Annotated in this window: 19 protein-coding genes, 1 pseudogene and 1 riboswitch; of the genes and pseudogenes, 7 read left to right on the forward strand and 13 right to left on the reverse strand. The window is 69.0% G+C overall.

Features of this window, described 5'->3' with window-relative positions:
* Window positions 1–4 precede the first annotated feature (4 nt).
* Together WAB15_RS02015 and secY are read left to right on the forward strand one after the other, a co-directional pair.
* A complete protein-coding gene (locus tag WAB15_RS02015) occupies window positions 5–400 on the forward strand; it encodes a cellulase (protein ID WP_399147966.1) in 396 nt (131 codons plus the stop codon).
* Between the two features lie 809 nt (window positions 401–1209).
* The gene (gene secY, locus WAB15_RS02020; RefSeq protein ID WP_407285056.1) at window positions 1210–2520 is read left to right on the forward strand and encodes a preprotein translocase subunit SecY; all 1311 of its coding nucleotides are present in this window, start codon (window positions 1210–1212) and stop codon (window positions 2518–2520) included.
* A 32-nt stretch (window positions 2521–2552) separates the two neighbouring features.
* Here the strand turns inward: secY and WAB15_RS02025 are convergent.
* Both WAB15_RS02025 and WAB15_RS02030 read right to left on the reverse strand, forming a co-directional pair.
* A pseudogene (locus WAB15_RS02025) lies at window positions 2553–2698 on the reverse strand (IS5/IS1182 family transposase); the annotation flags it as partial.
* Window positions 2699–2707: 9 nt separating this feature from the next.
* On the reverse strand, window positions 2708–3304 hold the full coding sequence (locus tag WAB15_RS02030; RefSeq protein ID WP_399147968.1) for a TetR/AcrR family transcriptional regulator: 597 nt from the start codon (window positions 3302–3304) through the stop codon (window positions 2708–2710).
* Window positions 3305–3479: 175 nt separating this feature from the next.
* Here WAB15_RS02030 and WAB15_RS02035 point away from each other — a divergent pair, with 175 nt between their 5' ends.
* Complete coding sequence (locus WAB15_RS02035; protein WP_407285057.1) at window positions 3480–4445, forward strand: alpha/beta hydrolase family protein; 966 nt, start codon at window positions 3480–3482, stop codon at window positions 4443–4445.
* 194 nt (window positions 4446–4639) lie between these two features.
* Here WAB15_RS02035 and WAB15_RS02040 read toward each other — a convergent pair whose 3' ends face one another.
* The 9 genes from WAB15_RS02040 to WAB15_RS02080 all read right to left on the reverse strand — a co-directional run bounded on the left by WAB15_RS02040 (window position 4640) and on the right by WAB15_RS02080 (window position 14607).
* Window positions 4640–5431, reverse strand: coding sequence for an enoyl-CoA hydratase (locus tag WAB15_RS02040; RefSeq protein ID WP_407285058.1), 792 nt, complete (start codon window positions 5429–5431; stop codon window positions 4640–4642).
* Window positions 5428–6324: a 3-hydroxyisobutyrate dehydrogenase gene (gene mmsB / locus WAB15_RS02045; protein ID WP_407285059.1), complete on the reverse strand. Its 897-nt coding sequence runs from the start codon at window positions 6322–6324 to the stop codon at window positions 5428–5430. The genes WAB15_RS02040 and mmsB overlap by 4 nt, the downstream gene beginning before the upstream one ends.
* Complete coding sequence (locus WAB15_RS02050; protein WP_407285060.1) at window positions 6321–7397, reverse strand: enoyl-CoA hydratase/isomerase family protein; 1077 nt, start codon at window positions 7395–7397, stop codon at window positions 6321–6323. The genes mmsB and WAB15_RS02050 overlap by 4 nt, the downstream gene beginning before the upstream one ends.
* Window positions 7397–8542 carry an acyl-CoA dehydrogenase family protein gene (locus WAB15_RS02055; protein WP_407285061.1) on the reverse strand — a complete coding sequence of 382 codons (1146 nt, stop codon included), beginning with the start codon at window positions 8540–8542 and terminating at the stop codon, window positions 7397–7399. Before WAB15_RS02055 ends, WAB15_RS02050 begins: the two co-directional genes overlap by 1 nt.
* A 6-nt stretch (window positions 8543–8548) precedes the next feature.
* Window positions 8549–10072 (reverse strand): CoA-acylating methylmalonate-semialdehyde dehydrogenase, encoded by a 1524-nt coding sequence (locus WAB15_RS02060; RefSeq protein WP_407285062.1) that lies wholly within the window; start codon window positions 10070–10072, stop codon window positions 8549–8551.
* Window positions 10073–10318: 246 nt separating this feature from the next.
* Window positions 10319–10500, reverse strand: a riboswitch (cobalamin riboswitch).
* Window positions 10501–10566: 66 nt separating this feature from the next.
* The gene (locus tag WAB15_RS02065) at window positions 10567–11841 is read right to left on the reverse strand and encodes a hypothetical protein (RefSeq protein WP_407285063.1); all 1275 of its coding nucleotides are present in this window, start codon (window positions 11839–11841) and stop codon (window positions 10567–10569) included.
* A gap of 268 nt (window positions 11842–12109) precedes the next feature.
* A complete protein-coding gene (locus WAB15_RS02070; protein ID WP_407285064.1) occupies window positions 12110–12910 on the reverse strand; it encodes an inositol monophosphatase family protein in 801 nt (266 codons plus the stop codon).
* 321 nt (window positions 12911–13231) lie between these two features.
* The gene (locus WAB15_RS02075) at window positions 13232–14101 is read right to left on the reverse strand and encodes a hypothetical protein (RefSeq protein WP_407285065.1); all 870 of its coding nucleotides are present in this window, start codon (window positions 14099–14101) and stop codon (window positions 13232–13234) included.
* 125 nt (window positions 14102–14226) lie between these two features.
* The gene (locus WAB15_RS02080) at window positions 14227–14607 is read right to left on the reverse strand and encodes a peptidase inhibitor family I36 protein (protein ID WP_407285066.1); all 381 of its coding nucleotides are present in this window, start codon (window positions 14605–14607) and stop codon (window positions 14227–14229) included.
* Window positions 14608–14739: 132 nt separating this feature from the next.
* On the opposite strand from WAB15_RS02080, the gene WAB15_RS02085 reads away from it, so the two are divergent.
* Both WAB15_RS02085 and WAB15_RS02090 read left to right on the forward strand, forming a co-directional pair.
* The gene (locus WAB15_RS02085; RefSeq protein ID WP_407285067.1) at window positions 14740–15651 is read left to right on the forward strand and encodes a MerR family transcriptional regulator; all 912 of its coding nucleotides are present in this window, start codon (window positions 14740–14742) and stop codon (window positions 15649–15651) included.
* A 281-nt stretch (window positions 15652–15932) separates the two neighbouring features.
* Window positions 15933–17153 (forward strand): lipase family protein, encoded by a 1221-nt coding sequence (locus WAB15_RS02090; protein ID WP_407285068.1) that lies wholly within the window; start codon window positions 15933–15935, stop codon window positions 17151–17153.
* Window positions 17154–17483: 330 nt separating this feature from the next.
* Here the strand turns inward: WAB15_RS02090 and WAB15_RS02095 are convergent, their stop codons facing one another.
* On the reverse strand, window positions 17484–17888 hold the full coding sequence (locus WAB15_RS02095; RefSeq protein WP_399147980.1) for a hypothetical protein: 405 nt from the start codon (window positions 17886–17888) through the stop codon (window positions 17484–17486).
* A gap of 7 nt (window positions 17889–17895) precedes the next feature.
* On the opposite strand from WAB15_RS02095, the gene WAB15_RS02100 reads away from it, so the two are divergent.
* Both WAB15_RS02100 and WAB15_RS02105 read left to right on the forward strand, forming a co-directional pair.
* Window positions 17896–18195, forward strand: coding sequence for a hypothetical protein (locus WAB15_RS02100; RefSeq protein ID WP_399147981.1), 300 nt, complete (start codon window positions 17896–17898; stop codon window positions 18193–18195).
* A gap of 300 nt (window positions 18196–18495) precedes the next feature.
* On the forward strand, window positions 18496–19233 hold the full coding sequence (locus tag WAB15_RS02105) for a VOC family protein (RefSeq protein WP_407285069.1): 738 nt from the start codon (window positions 18496–18498) through the stop codon (window positions 19231–19233).
* A 236-nt stretch (window positions 19234–19469) separates the two neighbouring features.
* Here WAB15_RS02105 and WAB15_RS02110 read toward each other — a convergent pair whose 3' ends face one another.
* Complete coding sequence (locus tag WAB15_RS02110; RefSeq protein ID WP_407285070.1) at window positions 19470–20327, reverse strand: SAM-dependent methyltransferase; 858 nt, start codon at window positions 20325–20327, stop codon at window positions 19470–19472.
* Window positions 20328–20342 lie beyond the last annotated feature (15 nt).

Here is a 20342-nt window from a genome sequence, read left to right on the forward strand (position 1 = left end):
CATCATGGAAGACTTCGAACACGAACTCGCGCGGATGATGCGCGATACCCAGGCAGACACCCCCTTTGAGGATCAGCACCGGCAGCGGCTGCACGCTGGAGTCCGTGCCCGTCGGCGTGCTCGGACGGTTTGGATGGCCACCGGCTCGGCGCTGACGATCGCCGGGCTCGGCGTCGGGCTGGAAGTCCTGCCGAGCGCCTCCGCTCAAGGCGGGCCCACCATTCCTCATCACCGACCAACCTCCACGACCGCGCCGGTCCCCATTCCGACCCGCACCTGCACGACCGTGCCGGTCCCGTTTCCGACCCACCCCTCGACGACCGTGCCGGTCCCGATCCCCACCCGCACCTGCACGACCGCGCCAGCCCCGATCCCGACCCACACCTCAACGACCAAGTAGCGCCGGCCAAGGTTCGAGCTACGACGGTTGAGGAGCGGACGGCAATGGCAGGAATACCGAGACCAAGGCGCGGGGATCTTGGAGCGGCGGGCATCGCCCCGCCGCCGGAACAGCCTGACGCCGAACCGACAGCGCGCCCCCGGGATGGAGGAGATGGAGCGGGAGTGCCGTAAGTACGCTTCGAAACTCGCCGCTTACCTGCGCGACTCCGTTCGGCAGCGGGATCGGCACCGGTCCAGGAGCGCCTCGCCCCATGCGAGCGTTGCGCCGCACTGCTGCTGGAGCTTCGAGTCGACCGCCACCGACCGCCCGGCGACCGGCAGATCCGCGAGCCGACACCGGTGATACCCGCGTACCCGCCGCGTCGGTTGCCCACGCCGCGACCAGGCCTCCGGGCCGCAGCGGTTCAAGCTATCTAACAGAAGACGATCTCCAGAATCTCCACATCAGCAACAACGACGCTGCCACGGTGCCTGTTGGCCCCACCGCAACCGCGCAGAGCCGTTTAATTCTCAGACAACCAGCCGCTGAGATGGCCCCGCTGGCGAAGGCGCCACCAAGAAATCGCCATGCGATGCCACTACCAAAGACGTGCCCAGCGCCACGAGATTCATGACTTCACGTCAGTCCTGGCTGCACTCAGAAAGCTGCTCCCGGCCAGCGACGACAGCTGCCTGCAACTGGACACCTCAGCGAACCTCATCAACGGATGCTACGACCACTGAGGTGGCACCAACTCGACGGGCAAGGACGGTCGAGGACGAGTGCAAACTCCTATCAACTTGCGAGATTAAGGACGATTTGAAAAAGTGCCTACCGTATTCGTGAGGGTCTTCAAAACGCCCGGTCTTCGCAAAAAGATACTCTTCACGCTTGGAATCGTGCTTCTCTATCGGTTGGGGCAGAACGTTCCGGCCCCTGGGGTGGACTACCGGAGCGTTGCGAAGTGCATCAAGGCGGTCGGCGGCAACGACGGCCTCTTCAGCCTGATCAACATGTTCAGCGGTGGTGCGCTCACGCAGCTCACCGTCTTCGCCCTGGGGATCATGCCGTACATCACGGCGAGCATCATTCTTCAGCTGCTGACGGTGGTCATTCCGCGCCTGGAGGCGCTGAAGAAGGAGGGCCAGGCGGGCACCGCGAAGATCACCCAGTACACCCGGTACCTGACGCTGGGTCTGGCGGTGCTCCAGGGTGCCGCTCTGGTGGCCCAAGCCCAAAGCGGTGGGCTCTTCCCCACCTGCCAGGTCCGCGCCCAGATCGTCCCGGACACCTCGATCTTCCAGACCTCCGTCATGGTCATCACCATGACCGCCGGCACCGCCGTGGTGATGTGGCTCGGGGAGCTCATCACCGACCGCGGCATCGGCAACGGCATGTCGATCCTGATGTTCACCTCCCTCGCCGCCGGCTTCCCGGCCAACCTGTGGGGGATCAAGAAGTCGGGTCAAATCCTGGGCGGCTGGGGCGAGTTCGCCATCGTGATCGCGGTCGGCCTCTGCATGGTCTGCCTCGTGGTCTTCGTCGAGCAGGCGCAGCGCCGGATCCCGGTCCAGTACGCGAAACGAATGATCGGCCGTCGCTCCTACGGCGGCACTTCGACCTACATCCCGCTGAAGGTGAATCAGGCGGGTGTAATTCCTGTCATCTTCGCCTCGTCGCTGCTCACCATCCCCAGTTTGATCGATCTCGGCGGTAGCTCAGCGTCCGGATGGGCCCGGTGGATCGCTACCAATCTCGCCAGGGGCGACCAACCGATCTATTTGACGCTCTACTTCCTGCTGATTGTTTTCTTCGCATTCTTCTACGTCGCCATCTCCTTCACCCCCAAAGAAGTTGCCGACAACATGAAGAAGCATGGCGGGTTCATCCCAGGTATCCGGGCTGGTCGACCCACGGCTGACTACCTGGGCTACGTGCTCAACCGGATCACCTGGCCGGGAGCGCTCTACCTGGGGCTGATCGCCCTTGTGCCCACAGCGGCACTGGTGCTGTTCAACGGCAGCAACTTCCCGTTCGGCGGCACGAGCATCCTCATCATCGTGAGCGTCGGATTGGAGACCGTGAAGCAGATCGAGAGTCAGCTCCAGCAGCACAATTACGAAGGGTTCCTGCGCTGACGCGCATTGCCCTGGCCGCGATGGCCACCATGGCCAGAAGCCGTGTTCCATGCGGCGCGGACCTTGCGATGTTCGGCATTGTCCGCCTCCTCGACTCGCCCGACAGTAGCGGCCGCCCTGGGCGTTTGCGGTGTGCGACGACAAGTCCGGTGTTGAGGTGAGCGCCACCCCCCAGGACTCGTCGGCATCAGGACGCGTGAGGTCGCTGGAGTCCCTGGAGGAGGAGGGCGATCAGGCGTCGGGGGTCGTAGCGGGGGTCGTTGTCGCGTCCGATACAGAGGTTTCCGATGCCGCGCATCAGCTCGTACGGCTGCGTGCCGGGCCTGATGTCGTCGGCTTCGACCGCGGCGTCGAGCAGTTGGGCGCAGACGGGCAGCAGGCGGTCGAGGAAGTAGGTGTGCAGCGCGGCGAAGCGGTCGCTGTCGGACTGCAGGGCGTCGGCGAGTCCGTGCTTGGTGACGAGGAAGTCGACGAAGAGGTCGATCCACTGGCGCAGCGCGTCGAACGGGGAGTCCGCACCGGCGAGCAGGTTCGGGCCGGCTTCGGCGCATTCCTCGATCTGGTGGCGGTAGACGGCGGTGACGAGATCCGCCCGGGTCGGGAAGTGGCGGTAGATCGTGGCCATCCCGACGCCCGCCTGGGCCGCGATCTGGCGGATCGGGGCGTCGACGCCGGAGGTGACGAACACTTCGGCGGCGGCGGCGAGCACCGTCCGTCGGTTGCGCTGGGCGTCGGCCCGCTTGCCTCGGGACGGCGACTCCCCTGCAGGGCTCTCGGTGGCCATCACGTCGTCCTTCCACGCCGATTGACAAAACGGAGCGGCGCTCCGAATGCTAAATGGAGCAGCGTTCCGTTTCAGCTTAGCCGAAACGGGACGGCTCCTGACGCCTTGCCCGTCGCCGATCGCCGGTCTGGGGAGACCAGCGGGCGGCAGTTGCCACCGAAAGGGAACCCTCATCGTGAGCACATCCACTGCCACCAGCGCCGACGCCTTGGGCACGCCCGTCCCGGTCCTGTCCTTCAGCCCCGTGGTCCTCTCCGTGCCCGGACGTCCCGTGGACCTTCAGGTGCGCGTCTCCGTACCCGCGACCGGGACCGGCCTCCCGGTCATCCTGCTCTCCCACGGTCACGGCCCCTCGAACAACCTCTCCTCGCTCAACGGCTACGCGCCGCTCGCCAACTTCTGGGCCGCCCACGGATTCGCCGTCGTCCAGCCCACCCATCTCACTTCCCGGACACTGAGTCACCGGGTCGCCGACGCACCCGGCGCACCCGACTTCTGGCGCTCCCGCGCCGAGGACATGACCCACATCCTCGACCGGCTCGACGTGATCGAAAGCGCCGTGCCGCAGCTCGCGGGACGGATCGACCACACCAAGGTCGCCCTCGCCGGACACTCGCTCGGCGGCTTCACCGCCGCCCTCCTGCTGGGCGCCGGGCTCAACGACCCCGACACCGGGAACGTGGTGCACCTCGTCGACCCCCGGATCAAGGCAGGCCTCTTGCTCGCCGCGCCCGGCAGGGGCGGCGAAGCCCTCAACGGGCCCATGGCCGAGCAGTGGCCGATCATCGGGGCCGTCGACTTCTCCACCATGACCGCACCCGCGCTGGTCGTCGCCGGCGACAAGGACGACTCCCGGCACTTCACGGACATGGGGCCCAACTGGCACGCCGACCCCTACACCCTCGCCCCCGGCCCCAAGACCCTGCTCACCCTGTTCGACGCGGAGCACGGACTCGGCGGGATCGCGGGATACGACGCCGCCGAGACCACGGACGAGAACCCACAGCGAGTCGCCGCCCTCGCCCGACTCACCGCGGCCTACCTCCACACCCAGCTGCACCCCGGCGCCCCCGCGTGGCAGACCGCGTGCCAGGAACTGACGACCGGCTCCGACCCGGTAGGACGAGTCGAATCCAAGTAGGCCTCGCACCCCCTCAAAGGCACCCTGCCCCGCGCGAGGCGGAAGGGCCGCACAGGGGCAGTCGGCTGGCTCGTACACGACGACATCTCTGGGCAGCCGGCCGCCACAGCGTGGCTCAACGACGGCCAGCGCGCCTTCCGACACGCCGCCTCGCCGTCCCGGGGCTCGGTACCGGCCCCGGGACGAGCGTCCGGTCAGCGGTGCCGGAACGCGGGCGGCCGCTTGTCGACGAAGGCGCTCATGCCCTCCTTCTGGTCGGAGGTCGCGAACACGGCGTGGAAGAGGCGGCGCTCGAATCGGACGCCCTCGGTGAGCGTCGTCTCGAAGGCCCGGTCGACCGCCTCCTTCGCCATCATCGCCACCGGAAGCGACATGCCCGCGATGGTCTCGGCGACCGCGAGGGCCTCGCCGAGCAGTTCGTCGACGGGCACCACACGGGAGACGAGTCCGGCGCGCTCGGCTTCGGACGCGTCCATGGTGCGCCCGGTCAGGCACAGCTCCATCGCCTTGGCCTTGCCGACGGCCCGGGTCAGTCGCTGGGAACCGCCGATCCCGGGGATCACTCCGAGTTTGATCTCCGGCTGGCCGAAGACGGCGGTGTCGGCGGCGAGGAGGACGTCACAGAGCATCGCGAGTTCGCAGCCGCCGCCGAGGGCGTAGCCGGCGACGGCGGCGACGGTCGGCGTGCGCAGCTGCCCGAGCCGGTCCCAGGCGCCGAACCAGTCACTGAGGTACATGTCCATATAGCCCTGCGGCCGCATCTCCTTGATGTCGGCCCCGGCGGCGAACGCCTTCGCCGAGCCGGTGATCACGATGCAGCCGCATTCGGGGGCACGGTCGAGTTCCTCCGTGGCGGCCACGACCTCGTTCATCACCTGGAGGTTGAGGGCGTTGAGCGCCGCCGGACGATTGAGGGTGAGCAGGGCGGCGCGGCCCTTGCGTTCGACGAGGATCGTCTCGTATGCGCTCGTCTGTGGTGTGGTCATGCCTGCGCTCCGCTCTGGTTCCTGATCGTGCGTACGACGCCGGAGAAGTCCTCTGCGGCGCCCGCCCCCTGGGCATACGCGGCGTACAACTCGGCCGCACGCAGCCCGAGTTCCGCTTGGACACCGCCCGCGCGAGCGGCGTTGGCGGCGAGGCCCAGGTCCTTGGCCATCAGGGAGGTGGCGAAGCCGGGCCGATAGTCGCGGTTGGCGGGACTGCCCGGAACAGGGCCCGGAACGGGGCAGTTCACGGTCAGCGCCCAGCACTGTCCGGACGCTGCGGAAGCCACGTCGTACAGGGCCTGGTGGGACAGGCCGAGGCTCTCGGCGAGCACGAACGCCTCGCTGACCGCGATCATCGAGACGCCGAGGATCATGTTGTTGCAGATCTTGGCGGCCTGGCCCGCACCCGCGCCCCCGCAGTGGACGGACCTCTTCCCCAGCGCCGCCAGCAGGACTTCCGCCTCCGCGAACTCCGCCTCGCCCCCGCCCACCATGAAGGTGAGTGTGGCCGCCTCGGCACCCACCACCCCACCGGAGACCGGGGCGTCCAGGGACCGCATTCCGGCGGCGGCGGCCCGCTCGTGGGCGGTGCGGGCGTCCGTGACGTCGATCGTCGAGCAGTCGACGAAGAGGGTTCCGGGCCGGGCGGCGCCCAGGATGTCGTCGTAGAGGTCCAGTACATGTCGGCCGGCGGGCAGCATGGTGATCACCACCTCGGCGTCCGCGACGGCCTCGGCCGCGGATCCAGCGGGCTCGACGCCCGCCTCGGCGGCGGTGTCCAGGGCTGCGGCCACGAGGTCGTACGCGCGCACGCGGTGGCCCGCCGTCACCAGATTGGCGGCCATGGGGCCGCCCATGTGCCCGAGTCCGATGAACGCGATGCTCCTGGTCACCAGGCCACCTCCGGCACGGTGTCCGAGCCGGCGAGCCCCAGCTCGCGAGAGCCGAGGGGGGAGAAGTGGCGCTCGACGTCGGCGTCGGCGACCTCGGCGAGCGTAGCCGGGGACCAGCGCGGCCGGCGGTCCTTGTCGATGACCTGGGCGCGGATCCCCTCCACCAGGTCGGGAGCGGCGAGGGCGGCGCAGGAGACGCGGTACTCCTGGTCCAGGACCCGTTCCAACGGGCCGAGCCGCCGGGCGCGACGCAGGGCGGTCAGGGTGACCTTGAGGGCGGTGGGCGACTTCGCGAGCAGTGTCTCCGCGGCCTCCTTCGCGGCCGGGGCGCCATGGGCGAGGAGCCGTTGGACGATCTCCTCGACGCTGTCGGCGGCGTAGCAGGCGTCGATCCAGTGCCGTTGACCGGCCAGCTCTCCTTCCGGCGGCGGTTGCACATGGCGGGTCAGGGCATCGCGTACGGGTGTGCCGGCGAGGTCGTCGACGAACTGCCGTAGTGCGCCGGACGGTACGTAGTGGTCGGCGAGCCCGCACAACAGGGCGTCGGCCGCGCCGATCTGACCGCCCGTGAGCGCCAGATGCGTGCCGAGTTCGCCTGGTGCGAGGGTCAGCAGATAGGTGCCGCCGACGTCCGGGACGAAGCCGATGCCGGTTTCGGGCATGGCGATACGGGACCGCTCGGTGACGACCCGGACGCTTCCGTGCGCGGAGACGCCGACCCCGCCTCCCATGACGATGCCGTCCATGACGGCGACATACGGCTTGGGGTAGCGGGCGATGCGCGCGTTGAGGTGGTACTCGTCGCGCCAGAAGGCCGCGGAGGCGGCGCCGCCCCCGTCGCGGGCGTCGTCGTGGATGGCGCGGATGTCGCCGCCCGCGCACAGACCCCGCTCCCCCGCGCCGGTGACGACGACGGTCTCGACGGCCGGATCGTGCTCCCATGCGGTCAACGCCTCGTCGATCCGGCGCACCATCGGGTGCGTGAGGGCGTTGAGGGCTCTGGGGCGGTTGAGGGTGAGGTAGGCGGCTCGTCCGGCGGTGTGCAGCAGTACGGGTTCCTCAGCGGCAGCCATCAGAACGCCTCCGTCAGGCCGCGGGCCACGATGACACGCATGATCTCGTTGGTTCCTTCCAGGATCTGGTGGACCCGCAGGTCCCGGACGATCTTCTCGACGCCGTAGTCGCTCAGGTAGCCGTAGCCGCCGTGCAGTTGGAGAGCGCGGTCGGCGACGGAGTAGCCGGTGTCGGTGGCGAACCGCTTGGCCATGGCGCACAGCTGTGGTGCCTGCGGGTCGCCGCGGTCGAGGGCCTGGGCGGCCTGCTGGACCAGCGCGCGGGCGGCGGCGAGTTCGGTCGCCATGTCCGCGAGGCGGAACCGCAGCGCCTGTGCGTCGAGCAGCCGCCGCCCGAACGCCTCCCGGTCGGCGAGGTGGGTCAGGCTGCTGCTCAGGGCACTGCGGGCGCCGCCGAGGGAGCAGGCGGCGATGCCGAGCCGGCCGCCGTTCAGACCGTTCATCGCGATGCGGAAGCCGTGCCCCTCGCGACCGAGGAGCCGGTCGGCGGGCAGCCGGACGCCGTCCAGGACGACCTGCCGGGTGGGCTGCGCGTTCCACCCCATCTTCCGCTCGTCCGGGCCGAAGGACAGGCCGGGGTCGTCCTTGTCGACGACGAACGCGGAGACTCCGTCGGGACCGTTGCCACCGGTCCGGGCCATCACTACATACAACTGGGAGGCGCCCGCACCGGAGATGAACTGCTTGACCCCGGTCAGGACGTAGTCGTCGCCCTCGCGGACGGCTCGCGTGCGCAGGGCCGCGGCGTCCGAGCCGGCGCCCGGTTCGGTGAGGCAGTAGCTGGCGAGGTCGTCCATGGCGCACAGCCGGGGCAGCCAGCGGTCGCGCTGGGCGTCGTCGCCGTAGTGGTCGATCATCCAGGCGACCATGTTGTGGATGGAGAGGTATCCGGCGATGGACGGGCAGCCGGAGGCCAGGGTCTCGAAGACGAGGACGCCGTCGGCGCGGGTGAGGCCGGATCCGCCCGACTCCTCGCGGACGTAGACGCCGCCGAGTCCCAGGCCGGCGGCCTTGCGCAGGACGTCCACGGGAAAGTGCTTGTCGCGGTCCCAGTCGAGGGCGTGCGGGGCGAGGTGGTCCTGGGCGAAGTCCAGGGTGGTCTCGACGAGGGCCTGCTGGTCCTCGGTGAGCAGGGTGCTGGTCATCGTCGGTCACCCCATCGTGGGAATCGTGAAGCTCGCGCCCTCACGCCGGCCCGCCGGCCACCGTGAAGTGACGGTCTTCGTACGGGTGTAGAAGCGGATCGCGTCCGGGCCGTGCTGGTTCAGATCGCCGAATCCGGACCGCTTCCAGCCGCCGAAGGTGTGGTAGGCGACCGGCACCGGGATGGGCACGTTGACGCCGACCATGCCGGTGTTCACCCGCCGGGTGAAGTCACGGGCGGTGTCGCCGTCGCGAGTGAAGATCGCGACGCCGTTGCCGTAGGCGTGCTCGCTGGGCAGGCGCAGGGCCTCCTCGTAGTCGCGGGCACGAACGACGGACAGAACCGGGCCGAAGATCTCCTCCTGATGGATCCGCATGTCCGGGGTGACCCGGTCGAACAGGGACGCGCCGGCGAAGAAGCCGCCTTCGTGGCCGGGCAGGACGAAATCCCGTCCGTCCACGACGAGTTCGGCACCCTCCTGGACTCCGAGGTCGACGTACGCGCGCACCCGGTCGACGGCGTCCCTGCCGACCAGCGGGCCGAAGTCCGCCTCCGGGTCGTCGCTGCGGCCGATCCGCAGCCGCCCCATGCGTTCCTTCAGACGTGCCACCAGGGCGTCGGCGGTCTCCTCGCCGACGGCAACCGCGACCGAGATGGCCATACAGCGCTCGCCCGCCGAGCCGTAGCCCGCCCCGATCAGGGCGTCCACGGCCTGGTCGAGGTCGGCGTCCGGCATCACGATCAGATGGTTCTTGGCGCCGCCGAAGCACTGGGCCCGCTTGCCGTGTGCCGCCGCGGTGGCGTAGATGTGCGCGGCGACGGACGTGGAGCCGACGAAGCCGAGGGCGCCGACGCGGGGGTCTTCCAGGAGGGTGTCGACGGCTTCCCTGCCACCGTTGACGACGTTGAGGACGCCGGGCGGCAGACCCGCCTCCAGGAACAACTCGGCCAGCCGGATCGGCACGGACGGATCGCGTTCAGAGGGCTTCAGAATGAAGGCGTTGCCGCAGGCCAGGGCTGGTGCGGCCTGCCACAGGGGAATCATCGCGGGGAAGTTGAACGGGGTGATTCCGGCGGTCACGCCGATCGGCGCGCGCAGGGAGTGGACATCGATGCCGGTTCCGGCGTTGTCGGTGAACTCGCCTTTGAGCAGGTGCGGAATGCCCGCGGCGAACTCGACCACTTCCAGGCCGCGTTGGATGTCACCGTGTGCATCGGCAATCGTCTTGCCGTGCTCGGAGGAGAGCAGACGGGCCAGCGAGTCCCGTTCCTCCTCGACGAGCTGGAGGAATCGGAGCAGCACGCGGGCTCGGCGCTGCGGATTCCATTCGCCCCACTCACCCTGCGCCTGATCGGCGTCGGCGACGGCGGCCTCGGTCTCGGCGCGGCTCGCAAGAGGCACACTCGCCTGCACCCGACCGGTGTTGGGGTCGTACACATCGTCGTAGCGCCCCGGTGCGCCCGGGGTGCGCTTGCCTCCGATGAAGTGGGTCAACTCGCGCACGGCGGCGCGGTCGTCTTCACGGACCATGAATGCCTGCTCTCGTCAGGTGGGATCCGGACGGATCCGGACGGGATCCGGGATGGCGCGTCGGCCCGTGACACCGGCGCGGTCACGTCGGTGCAGGGCTGCGCGAGATCGCGTACGGCGGATGAACCGTCAGACGTCGGGAAGCGCGCGACGGAGAAGTCCTCGGGAACCTGATGCCCGTCCGGCGAATCCTCTGGGGTCCTGGATGCGTACCGGTGCCATGCGTGTCTGCTCCATCCTCGTGGAAAACACGGAACATCCCGCGGCCGGTATCCTGACTCCCGGATCAGCGCGCGCCGCCCGCCTTCCCGACATCGTGCTCGTCAGTGGCGTCCTGCTCGACGGCGTACTCCCCGGTCACAGTGGCGGGACCGTGCCGGAATCACACCGGCTTCCCTGCACCGCGGGCCTTCCCCCCGAATATATAGTTGGACGTCCTAGTAAATCCAGCCCCGCCCGGCCCGTGTGCGCCGGGCCGACGGCGCGCACGGTGGTCAGTCGAGGTACTCCACGTTGATCGGCGCGGTGTTGTTCTCCTGGTCCGGGTCCTTCGGGTCGGATGCCACCACGGAGATCGTGCCCTGGGCGCCCTCGACCCGCTTGTCGATGCGAACCCGCAGCACCGGCATGGTCATCCCGGGTGCGGGGCACTCCACCGGCCCGTTCTTGTCCTCGCCGTACCCGCAGAATGTGAGTTCGCTCGGTTCCCCCTCGCGATGTCCCTCCAGGCTGACGCCCTCGGGCAGGGTCAGCCGCGTGGCGCCCTGGTAGCCATCCGCGCTCAGCACATCGACGCTGACCACCTGGCCCACCTTGCCCTTGATAGTGACCTCGGAGGCCTCCGGGTCGTGCACTTCGGTAGTGGAGAACTCCAGCACGTCGCTGGCCATTTCCGCTTTCCAGTGGGCGGAATCGGTGAATTCGCTGCCGCTGCCGTCTACGGGGCGGAGCCCGAGCGGCGCGCCGGTCCCCCGCGGGGCCGAGCCGGGCAGCATTTCGGCGGTGGACAGCACGTCGTGGGCCCGGTACACGGAGTAGGAGATCTGTCCGTGTCTCGCTGACTTGCCGACCAGGGCCGTGATCGGCCCATCGGCTTCGTACGCCTTTCCGGCCGGCAACGGGCCGGAGAACTTGCACACTGCTTTGGTCGGCGAGGTGGCCTTGTCGTAACGGCAGTTGCCGTACCGATCGCGCAGCGTTGCCTTCTCCGTTTTCACCACGATGACGAGCTCGTCGTCGACATCGGTGTCTCCCTTGTTGCCGAAGGCAGGCGTCAGCGTCAGCTCGGAATCCGGTTTCACCTCGGTCAGCATCTTGTCCTGGCGTGCGGTCAGCACGGGAGCGCCGACGACCAGCTGGGTGGTGTGGCGGACGGTGGGAGCGTTGGCGCTGGTCACGGTGATTTTCAGGGGACCTGCCGGCCCCTTCTCCGCTCCCGGTTGCACCTTCACGGCGAACGGTGTGAATTCCGCGCCCTCGCCCTGATTGATGTCCCCCGGAGCACAGGTCATGGAGTCACCCGAGCGCTTGCATCCGTACCCCTTGTTCACCCAGTCGATCGTTGCAATGCCCTTCAGCGCGGACAGGTCGAAGGTCACCTTGACGTTCTTGACGATCAGCGGGGCTCCGCCCGGGGCCGGTTTGTTCGCCGCCAGGCGAACCGGATACTCGGTGGGCCGGTCATCCGAGTCCGACGCTGTGAACCGCGGAAGATAGTACGTGTTCATCGCGTACCGGAACTTCACTTCCGGCCGCATGGAGTGCTTCACCGCCGCCGGTCCGGACTGCTTCTCCGAGCTGCGGACCGGCTTCTCGGCGCAGGAAGCCACTGCCCCGCCAAGTGCGACCAGCAGGGCGGCTGTTCCGGACGCGACTGCGCGTCGCCGCCGCAGGCCCCCTCTTAAATCCTTCATGCATGACCAGACCGGACCGCACGCCGATCGGTTGCCGCGGAACGATCACGATCCGGCTGAGGCGCCGATTCGCCCGTTCACAGAGGCCACGCCGCAGCCTGGCGAAACCCGTGCGGTCACAGCACTAGCTTCGGCTGCGGATCATCGACATCAGCAGCCGGTGGGTCTCGTCGTCGGCGGCGACCACAAGCCCGCGGCCTGCCTCACCCATCGGGGCGCCGTCGATCCCGGTGACCACGCAGCCGGCAGCCCGACACAAAGCGATGCCAGCGGCGAAGTGCACGCTCTTGGAGAGGTCGCCGCCATCGGTGACATACGCGGCGCGCTTGCCGGCAGCGACCCAGGCCAGCGCCAGGGTCGTGGACACGACCCGCGGCCTGAAACGCTCTATGAACTCAGGGTGGGCCAGCAGGTCCACGGCCCGGAATCCGGGCGCACTGGCGAACGGCGGATCCAGGTTGACGTCCACCAATCGGGTGGCGGACGTGGGCGTCAGTAGCGCGTCGTCGGCCCCGTCATACCGCACCCAGGCAGTCTCCCCGTCGGTGAAGAAAACCTCGCCGCTGAACGGGTCGGCCACCGCTGCCGCCCCATCGCGCAGCGCCACGTTGACGGCCACCAGCATGTTGCCGACGGCGTAGTTCAGCGTGCCGCACAGGGGGTCCACCAGCCACTGGCGCACAGCGTCGGCGGCGCCCTGTTGCCCGCCTTCCTCGCCGAGCACCGCGTCATCGGGCCGTGCGGCACGGATGACGTCGAGGATCATCTCCTCAGCCTCCACATCGGCGGCGGTGGCAAAGTCCCCGAGGCCTTTATCGATGCGAGTGAGCCGCTGGCCGTACATATTGCGGACCACGTCCGCGCCGGCAAGCGCCCCGGCTATCGCGACTTCAGCATCGTCGGAACTCGCGTATGAGTCGATCACACCGTGCAGGCTATCGAAGCGAAGCCACCGACCCGCCGAACCTTCCCGGTCAGAGCACTAGGTAGACCACTTCATGCGGTAGGTACCGAGTTTGACGGCTTCTGCCTGCCCCAACCCCGACAGCGCCCGCGCGGCTGCGCGCAGCATCGTGCCGACAGCCATCTACTCCGGCACGTTCCGACTGAACAACTGGCACTGGCGCTCAGCGTCATGGCCTACTGGTCGGCCGCCGTCCCTGCCTCGCTCCTAGCGTGAGTGCAGCGGCGATGTTGTGTAGCCCGCGGGCGGCGGGATGCCGCAGACGGGACTTGGCCCCCTGCCTCAGCCGCCCTCACGTTTCAGGACGCGGCGGGCGGCTGCCAGCCAGCGGTCCTTGCGGGCCTTCGCCTCGTGCAGGCGGTTGGTGTTCTGCCGGATCAGGCGGTGTTGGATGCGAGTCTCGGCCGCTGCCCATACGGTCACCAGCTTCGCCGACTTCTGGCAGGCCACGTCTCTGCGGGCGGTGGCGCGTTCGGTCGCTGTGGGCGCGGCCGTCTCCCAGCGCTCGCTGCCGGCGGCGGCAAAGGGGTCCGGGTAGTCGAAGCCCGCCTTCGCCATGCATGCGTGCCATATGCGCAGGACGTCGCGTACTTCGGGGGCCCGCCGGGAGGTTTCCAAAGCGTTCCCGGTCAGCTGGTTGAAGGCGTGGTAGTCGGGTGGAGCGGTGTCGCCGACGAGTTGATGCCGGGCTGTCTTGAGGCAGCCGCCCTTGCCGGAGGTCCCGTAGGCCGCGCGCTGCACCTCGGCGGGGAGAGCTTCGCGCTCGTCCCAGGCCCGGTTGCGCCGTACCACCGACGGCGGGTCGGGGTGCGGGTGGTATCCGTAGCGGACGACTTCCGACTCGTCGGCTCCGTATCGTCGGAGGTTGGGCGGCTCGGTGTCCTGGGCGTCCACCCGGGGCAGGGTTTTCCACTCCATGTCCAGGTCGTTCATGCACCGGCGCATGAGGATGTCCTGTGCGTCTTCCACGACGTGGGTCTCGGCCACGGTCGATGCATAGGCGTCCAGTGGCAGCCGGAGCCGCTCGGCCTGCCGGGACACAGGCGGGGGGTGCGAGACGGGCGTGGACTCGTGCTCCGCGGCGGTGCAGGCGGTGGTGGCCAGGAGCAGCAGTGCGAGCGCGGTGGTGGCCCGGGCGCGGGAGGGCGACATGGTTGCCTCTCGTCGTGCGATGCGCGGTGCGAGTTGAGCGGGGTGCGGTGGGAGACAAGGGGCGGGGTGCGGCCCCCCGTAGCCGCACCCCGCCCGTCAGCAGTTCGTACTGACGGGACCCGCTGTCAGCGGAACTTGACGGAGCTCGTCGCGTCGCTCATGTGGGGGTGGTCGCCGAAGTGGGGCTCCTTCTCGCCCGGTGCCAGGGAGAAGCGGGCACCCTCGTAGTTCTTGTGCTGGTAGAAGGTGACCGTGCGGTTGCCCTTGTTCCTGGCGGAGCTGATGGTGTCGTTCCAGCCGTCCTTCTTCAGGTTTCGCATGTTCTCGGTGAAGGTCGTGTTCCTGTTCTTGTACTCGGCGTCCTGGTAGACCTGGACCTTCCGCTTCGCGGCGGCGGCCTGGTCGGCGGCGACCGAGGCGCGACCGTCGGCGAAGGCCGGCAGCGCGGCACCGAGCGAGAGTGCGGTCGCGGCGGCACCCGCGGCGACGATGTGACGGATACGCATGGCGTGTTCCCCTCTGGTCAGTTCTCAGGTGAGGCACGTGAGACTGGTGATGTGTCGGCCGGTCGTGGTGACTCGTGCTCGACCGGCACTTCGTACGCTAAGAGCTCCCGTGCGCTGGAGGTTCAAGTAGCTGTGAGCGAGATCACATGGACCATTGGACAGCTGGCGGCCCGCACCGGGCTGCCGGTGAAGACGGTCCGGTACTACTCCGACGTCGGCCTGTTGCCCGTCGCTGAGCGAAGCGCTGGGGGCCACCGCCGCTACCGGCCGGAGGCACTGGAACGACTGCACCTGGTCCAGCGGCTGCGCGCGCTGGACACCCCGATCTCCACCATCACCCAGCTGGCTTCCGGCGAACGCAGCCTCGGCGACCTCATCGCCGACGAGATGGGCCTGGTGCGGAGCCGATTAACCGAACTCCACTGGCGCCAGGCCACCCTGGAGGCACTGGACAACTGTTCCGCACAGGAGCGGCTCCACCGTCTGGAGGTGTTGTCCCGGGTTCAGCGTCTGCCGGAAGCCCAAGACCGGCTCGCAGCGGCATGGGGGCAGACGATTCCCGCCTCCGTGCCGGCGCGCCTTGCCGAGGCCATCACCGCGCAGGCCGTTCCGGAACCTCCGGAGAACCCCACCGCGGAGGTGGTCCTGGCCTACGCCGAACTGCGCACCCTCACCAGGCACCAGGACTTCCCCGTCTACTGGGCCTGCCCCCACGTGCGCGACAAGGCCTCGCTGTACTCAGAACTCCTCGACACCTCCGAGCTCGCCGCCGACACGGTCGCCGACGGCCTGCCACTCCAGCCCGGAGAGGCCCTGGACCACTTCTCCCGAGCCTGCGCCCGCTCCCGTGGCGAGGACGACACACCCGGATTCCGCGCCTTCATCGGTGCGCAGCTGCACAGCACCATCCCCCTCTTTCGCCAGTACTGGCAACACGTCGCCACGATCACGGCCGCTCAGCGACCCAACCTGGGGATCACGCATTGCCGGCTGGTCGAAGCCCTCGCCTCGCGACAACAAGCCGCGCTGGCACCAGCGCGATAACGCCGCCCCACCGACGGGCCCCAAGGGGTGCGACCACGACTCCGATACGTGGTGCTGCGCACTCCGACCGCATTCCTGGGGCTCACCCGGCAAGCACAGGCAGAAGATCGGGAATCAGCCTGAGGAACGGGTCTACTCCCCCGCACCGTTCGGCATCCGACCTGTCCCGTAGAGGATGGGACCTCCAGCATCCCCTACGGGCCCCGAGGGGGTTTTCCCCCTTTGCGACTCGGGGGGTCGCTCCATGTCCCAGCGGAGCGGCCGACGGGCATGATCCATCCATGACTTCACGGCGAACAAAAATCCGGATTCTGGCTGGTACGGCGGTCCTCGGCAGTGTGTCCGCCCTGCTGGCTCCAGCCTCGGCGGCGGCCGGCTCCCACAGCGAGCGGGTACAAGGCGGGGCCGTCGTCTCCGTCGAGCAAGCGGCCGACCTCACAGCGGAGGAAGTGGCCGGGGAGCTCCGGGGAAAGATCGACTCGTCCCAGGTCCGCTACGGCGTGACCGCCTATCGGGTCACCTACCGCACCACTGACAGCGCGGGTGCCCCCACGACCGCGAGCCAGCTCGTCGTCCTGCCCGAGAACGGGGCGCGCCACCTGTCCACCGTCTCCTGGCTGCACGGCACCACCGTCTACCGCAAGGACGTCGCCTCGGAGAATCCGAAGTCGGACGACCGGCTCGCCGCGCTGCTGTTCGCCTCGACCGGGCGGGCCGTTTCGGCGCCCGACTACGTGGGCCTCGGCTCGGGCGAAGGCTTCCACCCCTACGGTGACCCTCGGGCCACCGTCGCGGCCTCGGTGGACGGCCTGCGCGCGGCCCGGACCATCGCCCACCGGAACGGCCGGGAGCTGAAGCGGAAGGTTGAGGTCAGCGGGTTCTCGCAGGGCGGCCCCGCGACCATGCTGGTAGGCCGGGCGCTTCAGCAGGAGGGTGCCGACCGCTACTTCCGGCTGGGGGCACTCGCCCCGGTCAGCGGCCCCTACAACCTCTCGGCCTTCGAGGCCGACGCGGCCGACGACAAGATCGTCAAATCCGGCATCTACCTCGCCTACTTCGCCACCGCCTGGAACAAGATGTACGGCCTTTACACGTCACCCGGCGACGTCTTCCGCTCCCCCTACGACAGCAAGGTGGAGGGCCTCTTCGACGGCCATCACACCGCCGAGCAGATCGTCAGCGAACTCCCGGCGGCCTCCAAGGACCTGTTCACCGAGGACTTCCTGAACAAGATCCGCAAGCCCGACGGTGTCCTGAAGGACAAGCTGCGCCCGATGGACAACACGTGCGACTGGCAGCCGAACGTACCGGTGGAGATCTTCCACGGCCGGGGCGACAAGGACGTCGACTTCAGTCACTCGACCTACTGTGCCGACCAGTTGACGAGGAACGGCGCCGCACGCCGGCTGACCGACGTCGGCGACTACGACCACAACGAAACGGTGCGGCAAGCCCTGCCCCTGATCGTCAGGTTCTTCGACGGGTCGGCGAAGACCGACTGAAGCGCGCCACCGGCAACGGCTGGTCGAGCGAGGGTGCACGCGCCCGTGCCGTTCGCCGGGACTTCGCCATGACGTGCGCCGAGCGCACCACCACCCTGGTGATGCGTATCTGCTGCGCAGCGACACCACCGCCCACCGGGTCACCCCGCTGAGCCGCCCGGGTCTGCGCCGCACCGTCCTCAACTTCGCCTACACCACCCACGACCGGCAGCAGGCCACAACCGCCTCCGCCGCCAGGCTGTACGCGCCCCAGGACCAGTCCCCCGAAGGGAATGCCTCATGCCTGCGCGCGGAGCCATCCATCGCGGCTCCACGTACGGAGCGTCGGGTTCAGTCGGTGATGTACCAATCGTTCTTGAGGTACTCCAGGGTGTAGCTGCCGAGGTCGCTCTCGGAGAAGGTGGCGGAGGCCCTGACCGCTTCGACCGGCATCTCGATCTTGTCGGGCGTGCGCACGGCGATGCGGTGCGGGTCGACCGTGGCGGTTTGCAGGGCCTTCTTCTGCGCGGGCGAGACCATCTGGAACACGGCCGTATACGTCGACGTGCACGGGCCGAGCCCCTGGTCCTGCGCCTTCTTCGCGGCGGGCCCGGCCACTTCGCAGACCGTGTCGATGTCCTCACGGCCCAGGGCGTGGAGGTACCGCTCGTACCGCTGGATCGCGCCCTCCTTCGTCCTGGGCGCGGGGTGGTCGCCGGTCGGCTCGACCGACGGCTTCTCGGTCCGACCGGACACGGACGGCGTGGCCGACGGCTCTTCGGCCCGCGTGGACGCGGACGGCTGCGAAGGCTTCGCGTGTGTGTCCCCCTGGGTCGCCGCGGCCGCCGTCATCGGCGACACCGCCGTCGCGGTCACCAGCAAGGACTCCGTCCGCCAGCAGGTCATCGGTCTCGACAGCAACGGCCCCGTCACCCTGGACGCCAAGACCGGCGCCGACCGCAGCACCTCCCCCGGCGCCGCCCCGGTCGCCGTCAACGCGTACACCGGAGTCGCCCTCGACGCCGAGCACCGCACGCTGATCGCCCACCCCGCCACCGCCTGACCTCCGACCAAGCGCTGAGGGCCCGGCGGTCAGTTTTCGGAGTCGGCTGCGCTGATGTCCCAAGTCACCTGCGCGCGTCGGTGAATTGATCGAGTGCTCATCTCGACATGGCGTCGTAGTCGTCCCGCGCGCAGGGCTTCCAGGAGCTGGTCACGGTGCTCAACGACTGCGCTTTCGGGGAGGTGCCCCGCTTCGTACGTGAGATGTCCAGGTCAGGCGGTGGGGGGAGTCACTGTCCGGGTTGGCTTCGCTCTGAATTTCGCACGCCTGCCCGATGGGAGATCACCTAGGGTATGCGCCATGACGCTGCAACTTGTTCAGTTGAACTTCAAGGCCCGGGACGACTCGGCGCTCGGCCGGTTCTGGGCGGAGGCGCTCGGCTGGAGTGTTTCCAGCGAAGGGCCCGGCGTCACCAACCTGGAACCCGTGGGCTTCGACTGGCCGGACCCATCCGCCGTCTGCATCGATCTCGTCCGCGTCCCGGACCCGGAGACGGTGAAGTACCGCGTGCACATCGAGCTCGCCACCACCTCCGACGCCCATCAGACGGAGTTGGTCGCACGTCTGAAGGAACTCGGGGCGACGCCCGCCGATGTGGGCCGGGGCGACGCACCGTGGACGGTGATGGCCGACCCGGAAGGCAACGTGTTCAGCGTCCTGGAGCCCCGGGAGCTCTACCGGGACACCGGGCCGATAGCCGCCGTGGTCGTCGACTGCGCCGACCCACGAGCCATGGTCGGGTTCTGGGGCGAGGCGATCGACTGGACCGTCCACGAGCTGACCGACGACCGCGCCCTGCTGCGCTCCGTCAAGGGCATCGGGCCGTACCTGGAGTTCCGCCGCACGCCCGACGACGGGGTCGTATGGAACCGCATCCATCTCGACGTGATGTCCGACCCCGTCGAGGATCAGGCGAGGGTGGTCGCCCGGCTCGAAGGCCTCGGCGCGATACGGGCCGACGTGGGTCAGGGTGACGTCTCCTGGGTCGTCCTGGCCGACCCGGCGGGCAACGAGTTCTGCGTCCTCGGCCGGGGCTGACGCGGAACTCCGTCCGTTCCCTCAGGACCGTGCGGTTGCCGCCGACGGCTGAACGCGAGAAGAGCGCCTCTCCTGGTCCTATGGGACGAGGAGGGGCGCTCTTCCTGTCGGCCACCCTGACCAGTGCGCCCCGGCCTCGGCGCCGAGTCCGACGGGACAGTCGGGTCCGCCGGGACCACCGGGCCTGCGGCCGGCAGCTTGCGCAGCAGGTCGCCGACATCGAAGGCCGTTCCGGGTCAGCGCGATGGACGTTGATGGTGCGACTGCTGGCCGGGGATGGTGGCGGTGACCAGCCAACACGTCGATGTCCCAGGGCTGGTGTGCTCCATCGCCGCGGCGGGGACGCGACGGTGGACCACCGCCTGGTGGATGAGGTCGTGGGCGTGTGCCTGCCAGCCGTGGCGTGCCAGCCAGGGTTCGGGGTGGCCGGGCAGCGCCGGGTGTGCCACGCCGACGCGGTCCAGATGCCGGCCACCGGGAGCGGACCCCAGCGCGCGCAAGGCTCCCGGGTTGTAGGTGAGGGCGAGCGTGCTACCCGGCGCTGACAGGCGTCCGATCGCCGTCAACAGCCGGTCGACGGCCTCCACCTCCAGATACGGCAGAAGCCCTTCGGCAAGCCAAGCGACCGGTTGCCCGGGATCCAGGCCGGCAGCGCACAAGGCGGTGGGCCAATCGTCGGTCAGGTCAATGGCCAGCGGCGTACGACGGCATATCGCGGCCGCGCCCTGGCGGGCGAGGACGGTCTCCTTGAACGCCAGCACTTCGGGTGTGTCGAGCTCGTAGAGGCTGGTTTCGGCCGACCACGGTAGGCGGAAGGCGCGGGTGTCCAGTCCGGCGCCGAGCAGCACCACCTGTCGGATGCCGCCGACGGTCACGCTCCTCAGGTGCTCATCGAAGAAGGCCGTCCGGGTCGCCACTGCCGCAGGCAGCGCCTCGCGGAACTCGGCGGGAGGGGTGCCGGCTTCCGCGCCGGCCGCAGCCAGGAAGGCAGCCGCCAAGTCGTCGGCGAACAGCCTGTCCGGGCGGCGGTGCTCCACCGCCCGGGCCCAGGCAACCCACAGGGCGGTTGTGCTCGGCGAGCGCGAGGAGATCACGTGACCCACGGTTTG

It is taken from the genome of Streptomyces sirii, from assembly GCF_045690365.1.
In the GTDB taxonomy this organism is placed as follows: Bacteria; Actinomycetota; Actinomycetes; order Streptomycetales; family Streptomycetaceae; genus Streptomyces; species Streptomyces sirii.

Excerpts from the sequence above, each read along its gene's own strand:
- WAB15_RS02050 (WP_407285060.1), bottom strand. The coding sequence starts at position 7,397 with ATGGCTGCCGCTGAGGAACCCGTACTGCTGCACACCGCCGGACGAGCC.
- WAB15_RS02040 (WP_407285058.1), bottom strand. The coding sequence starts at position 5,431 with ATGACCACACCACAGACGAGCGCATACGAGACGATCCTCGTCGAACGC.
- WAB15_RS02015 (WP_399147966.1), top strand. The coding sequence starts at position 5 with ATGGAAGACTTCGAACACGAACTCGCGCGGATGATGCGCGATACCCAG.
- WAB15_RS02075 (WP_407285065.1), bottom strand. The coding sequence starts at position 14,101 with ATGTCGCCCTCCCGCGCCCGGGCCACCACCGCGCTCGCACTGCTGCTC.
- WAB15_RS02055 (WP_407285061.1), bottom strand. The coding sequence starts at position 8,542 with ATGACCAGCACCCTGCTCACCGAGGACCAGCAGGCCCTCGTCGAGACC.
- WAB15_RS02090 (WP_407285068.1), top strand. The coding sequence starts at position 15,933 with ATGACTTCACGGCGAACAAAAATCCGGATTCTGGCTGGTACGGCGGTC.
- WAB15_RS02060 (WP_407285062.1), bottom strand. The coding sequence starts at position 10,072 with ATGGTCCGTGAAGACGACCGCGCCGCCGTGCGCGAGTTGACCCACTTC.
- WAB15_RS02080 (WP_407285066.1), bottom strand. The coding sequence starts at position 14,607 with ATGCGTATCCGTCACATCGTCGCCGCGGGTGCCGCCGCGACCGCACTC.
- WAB15_RS02105 (WP_407285069.1), top strand. The coding sequence starts at position 18,496 with ATGACGCTGCAACTTGTTCAGTTGAACTTCAAGGCCCGGGACGACTCG.
- WAB15_RS02030 (WP_399147968.1), bottom strand. The coding sequence starts at position 3,304 with ATGGCCACCGAGAGCCCTGCAGGGGAGTCGCCGTCCCGAGGCAAGCGG.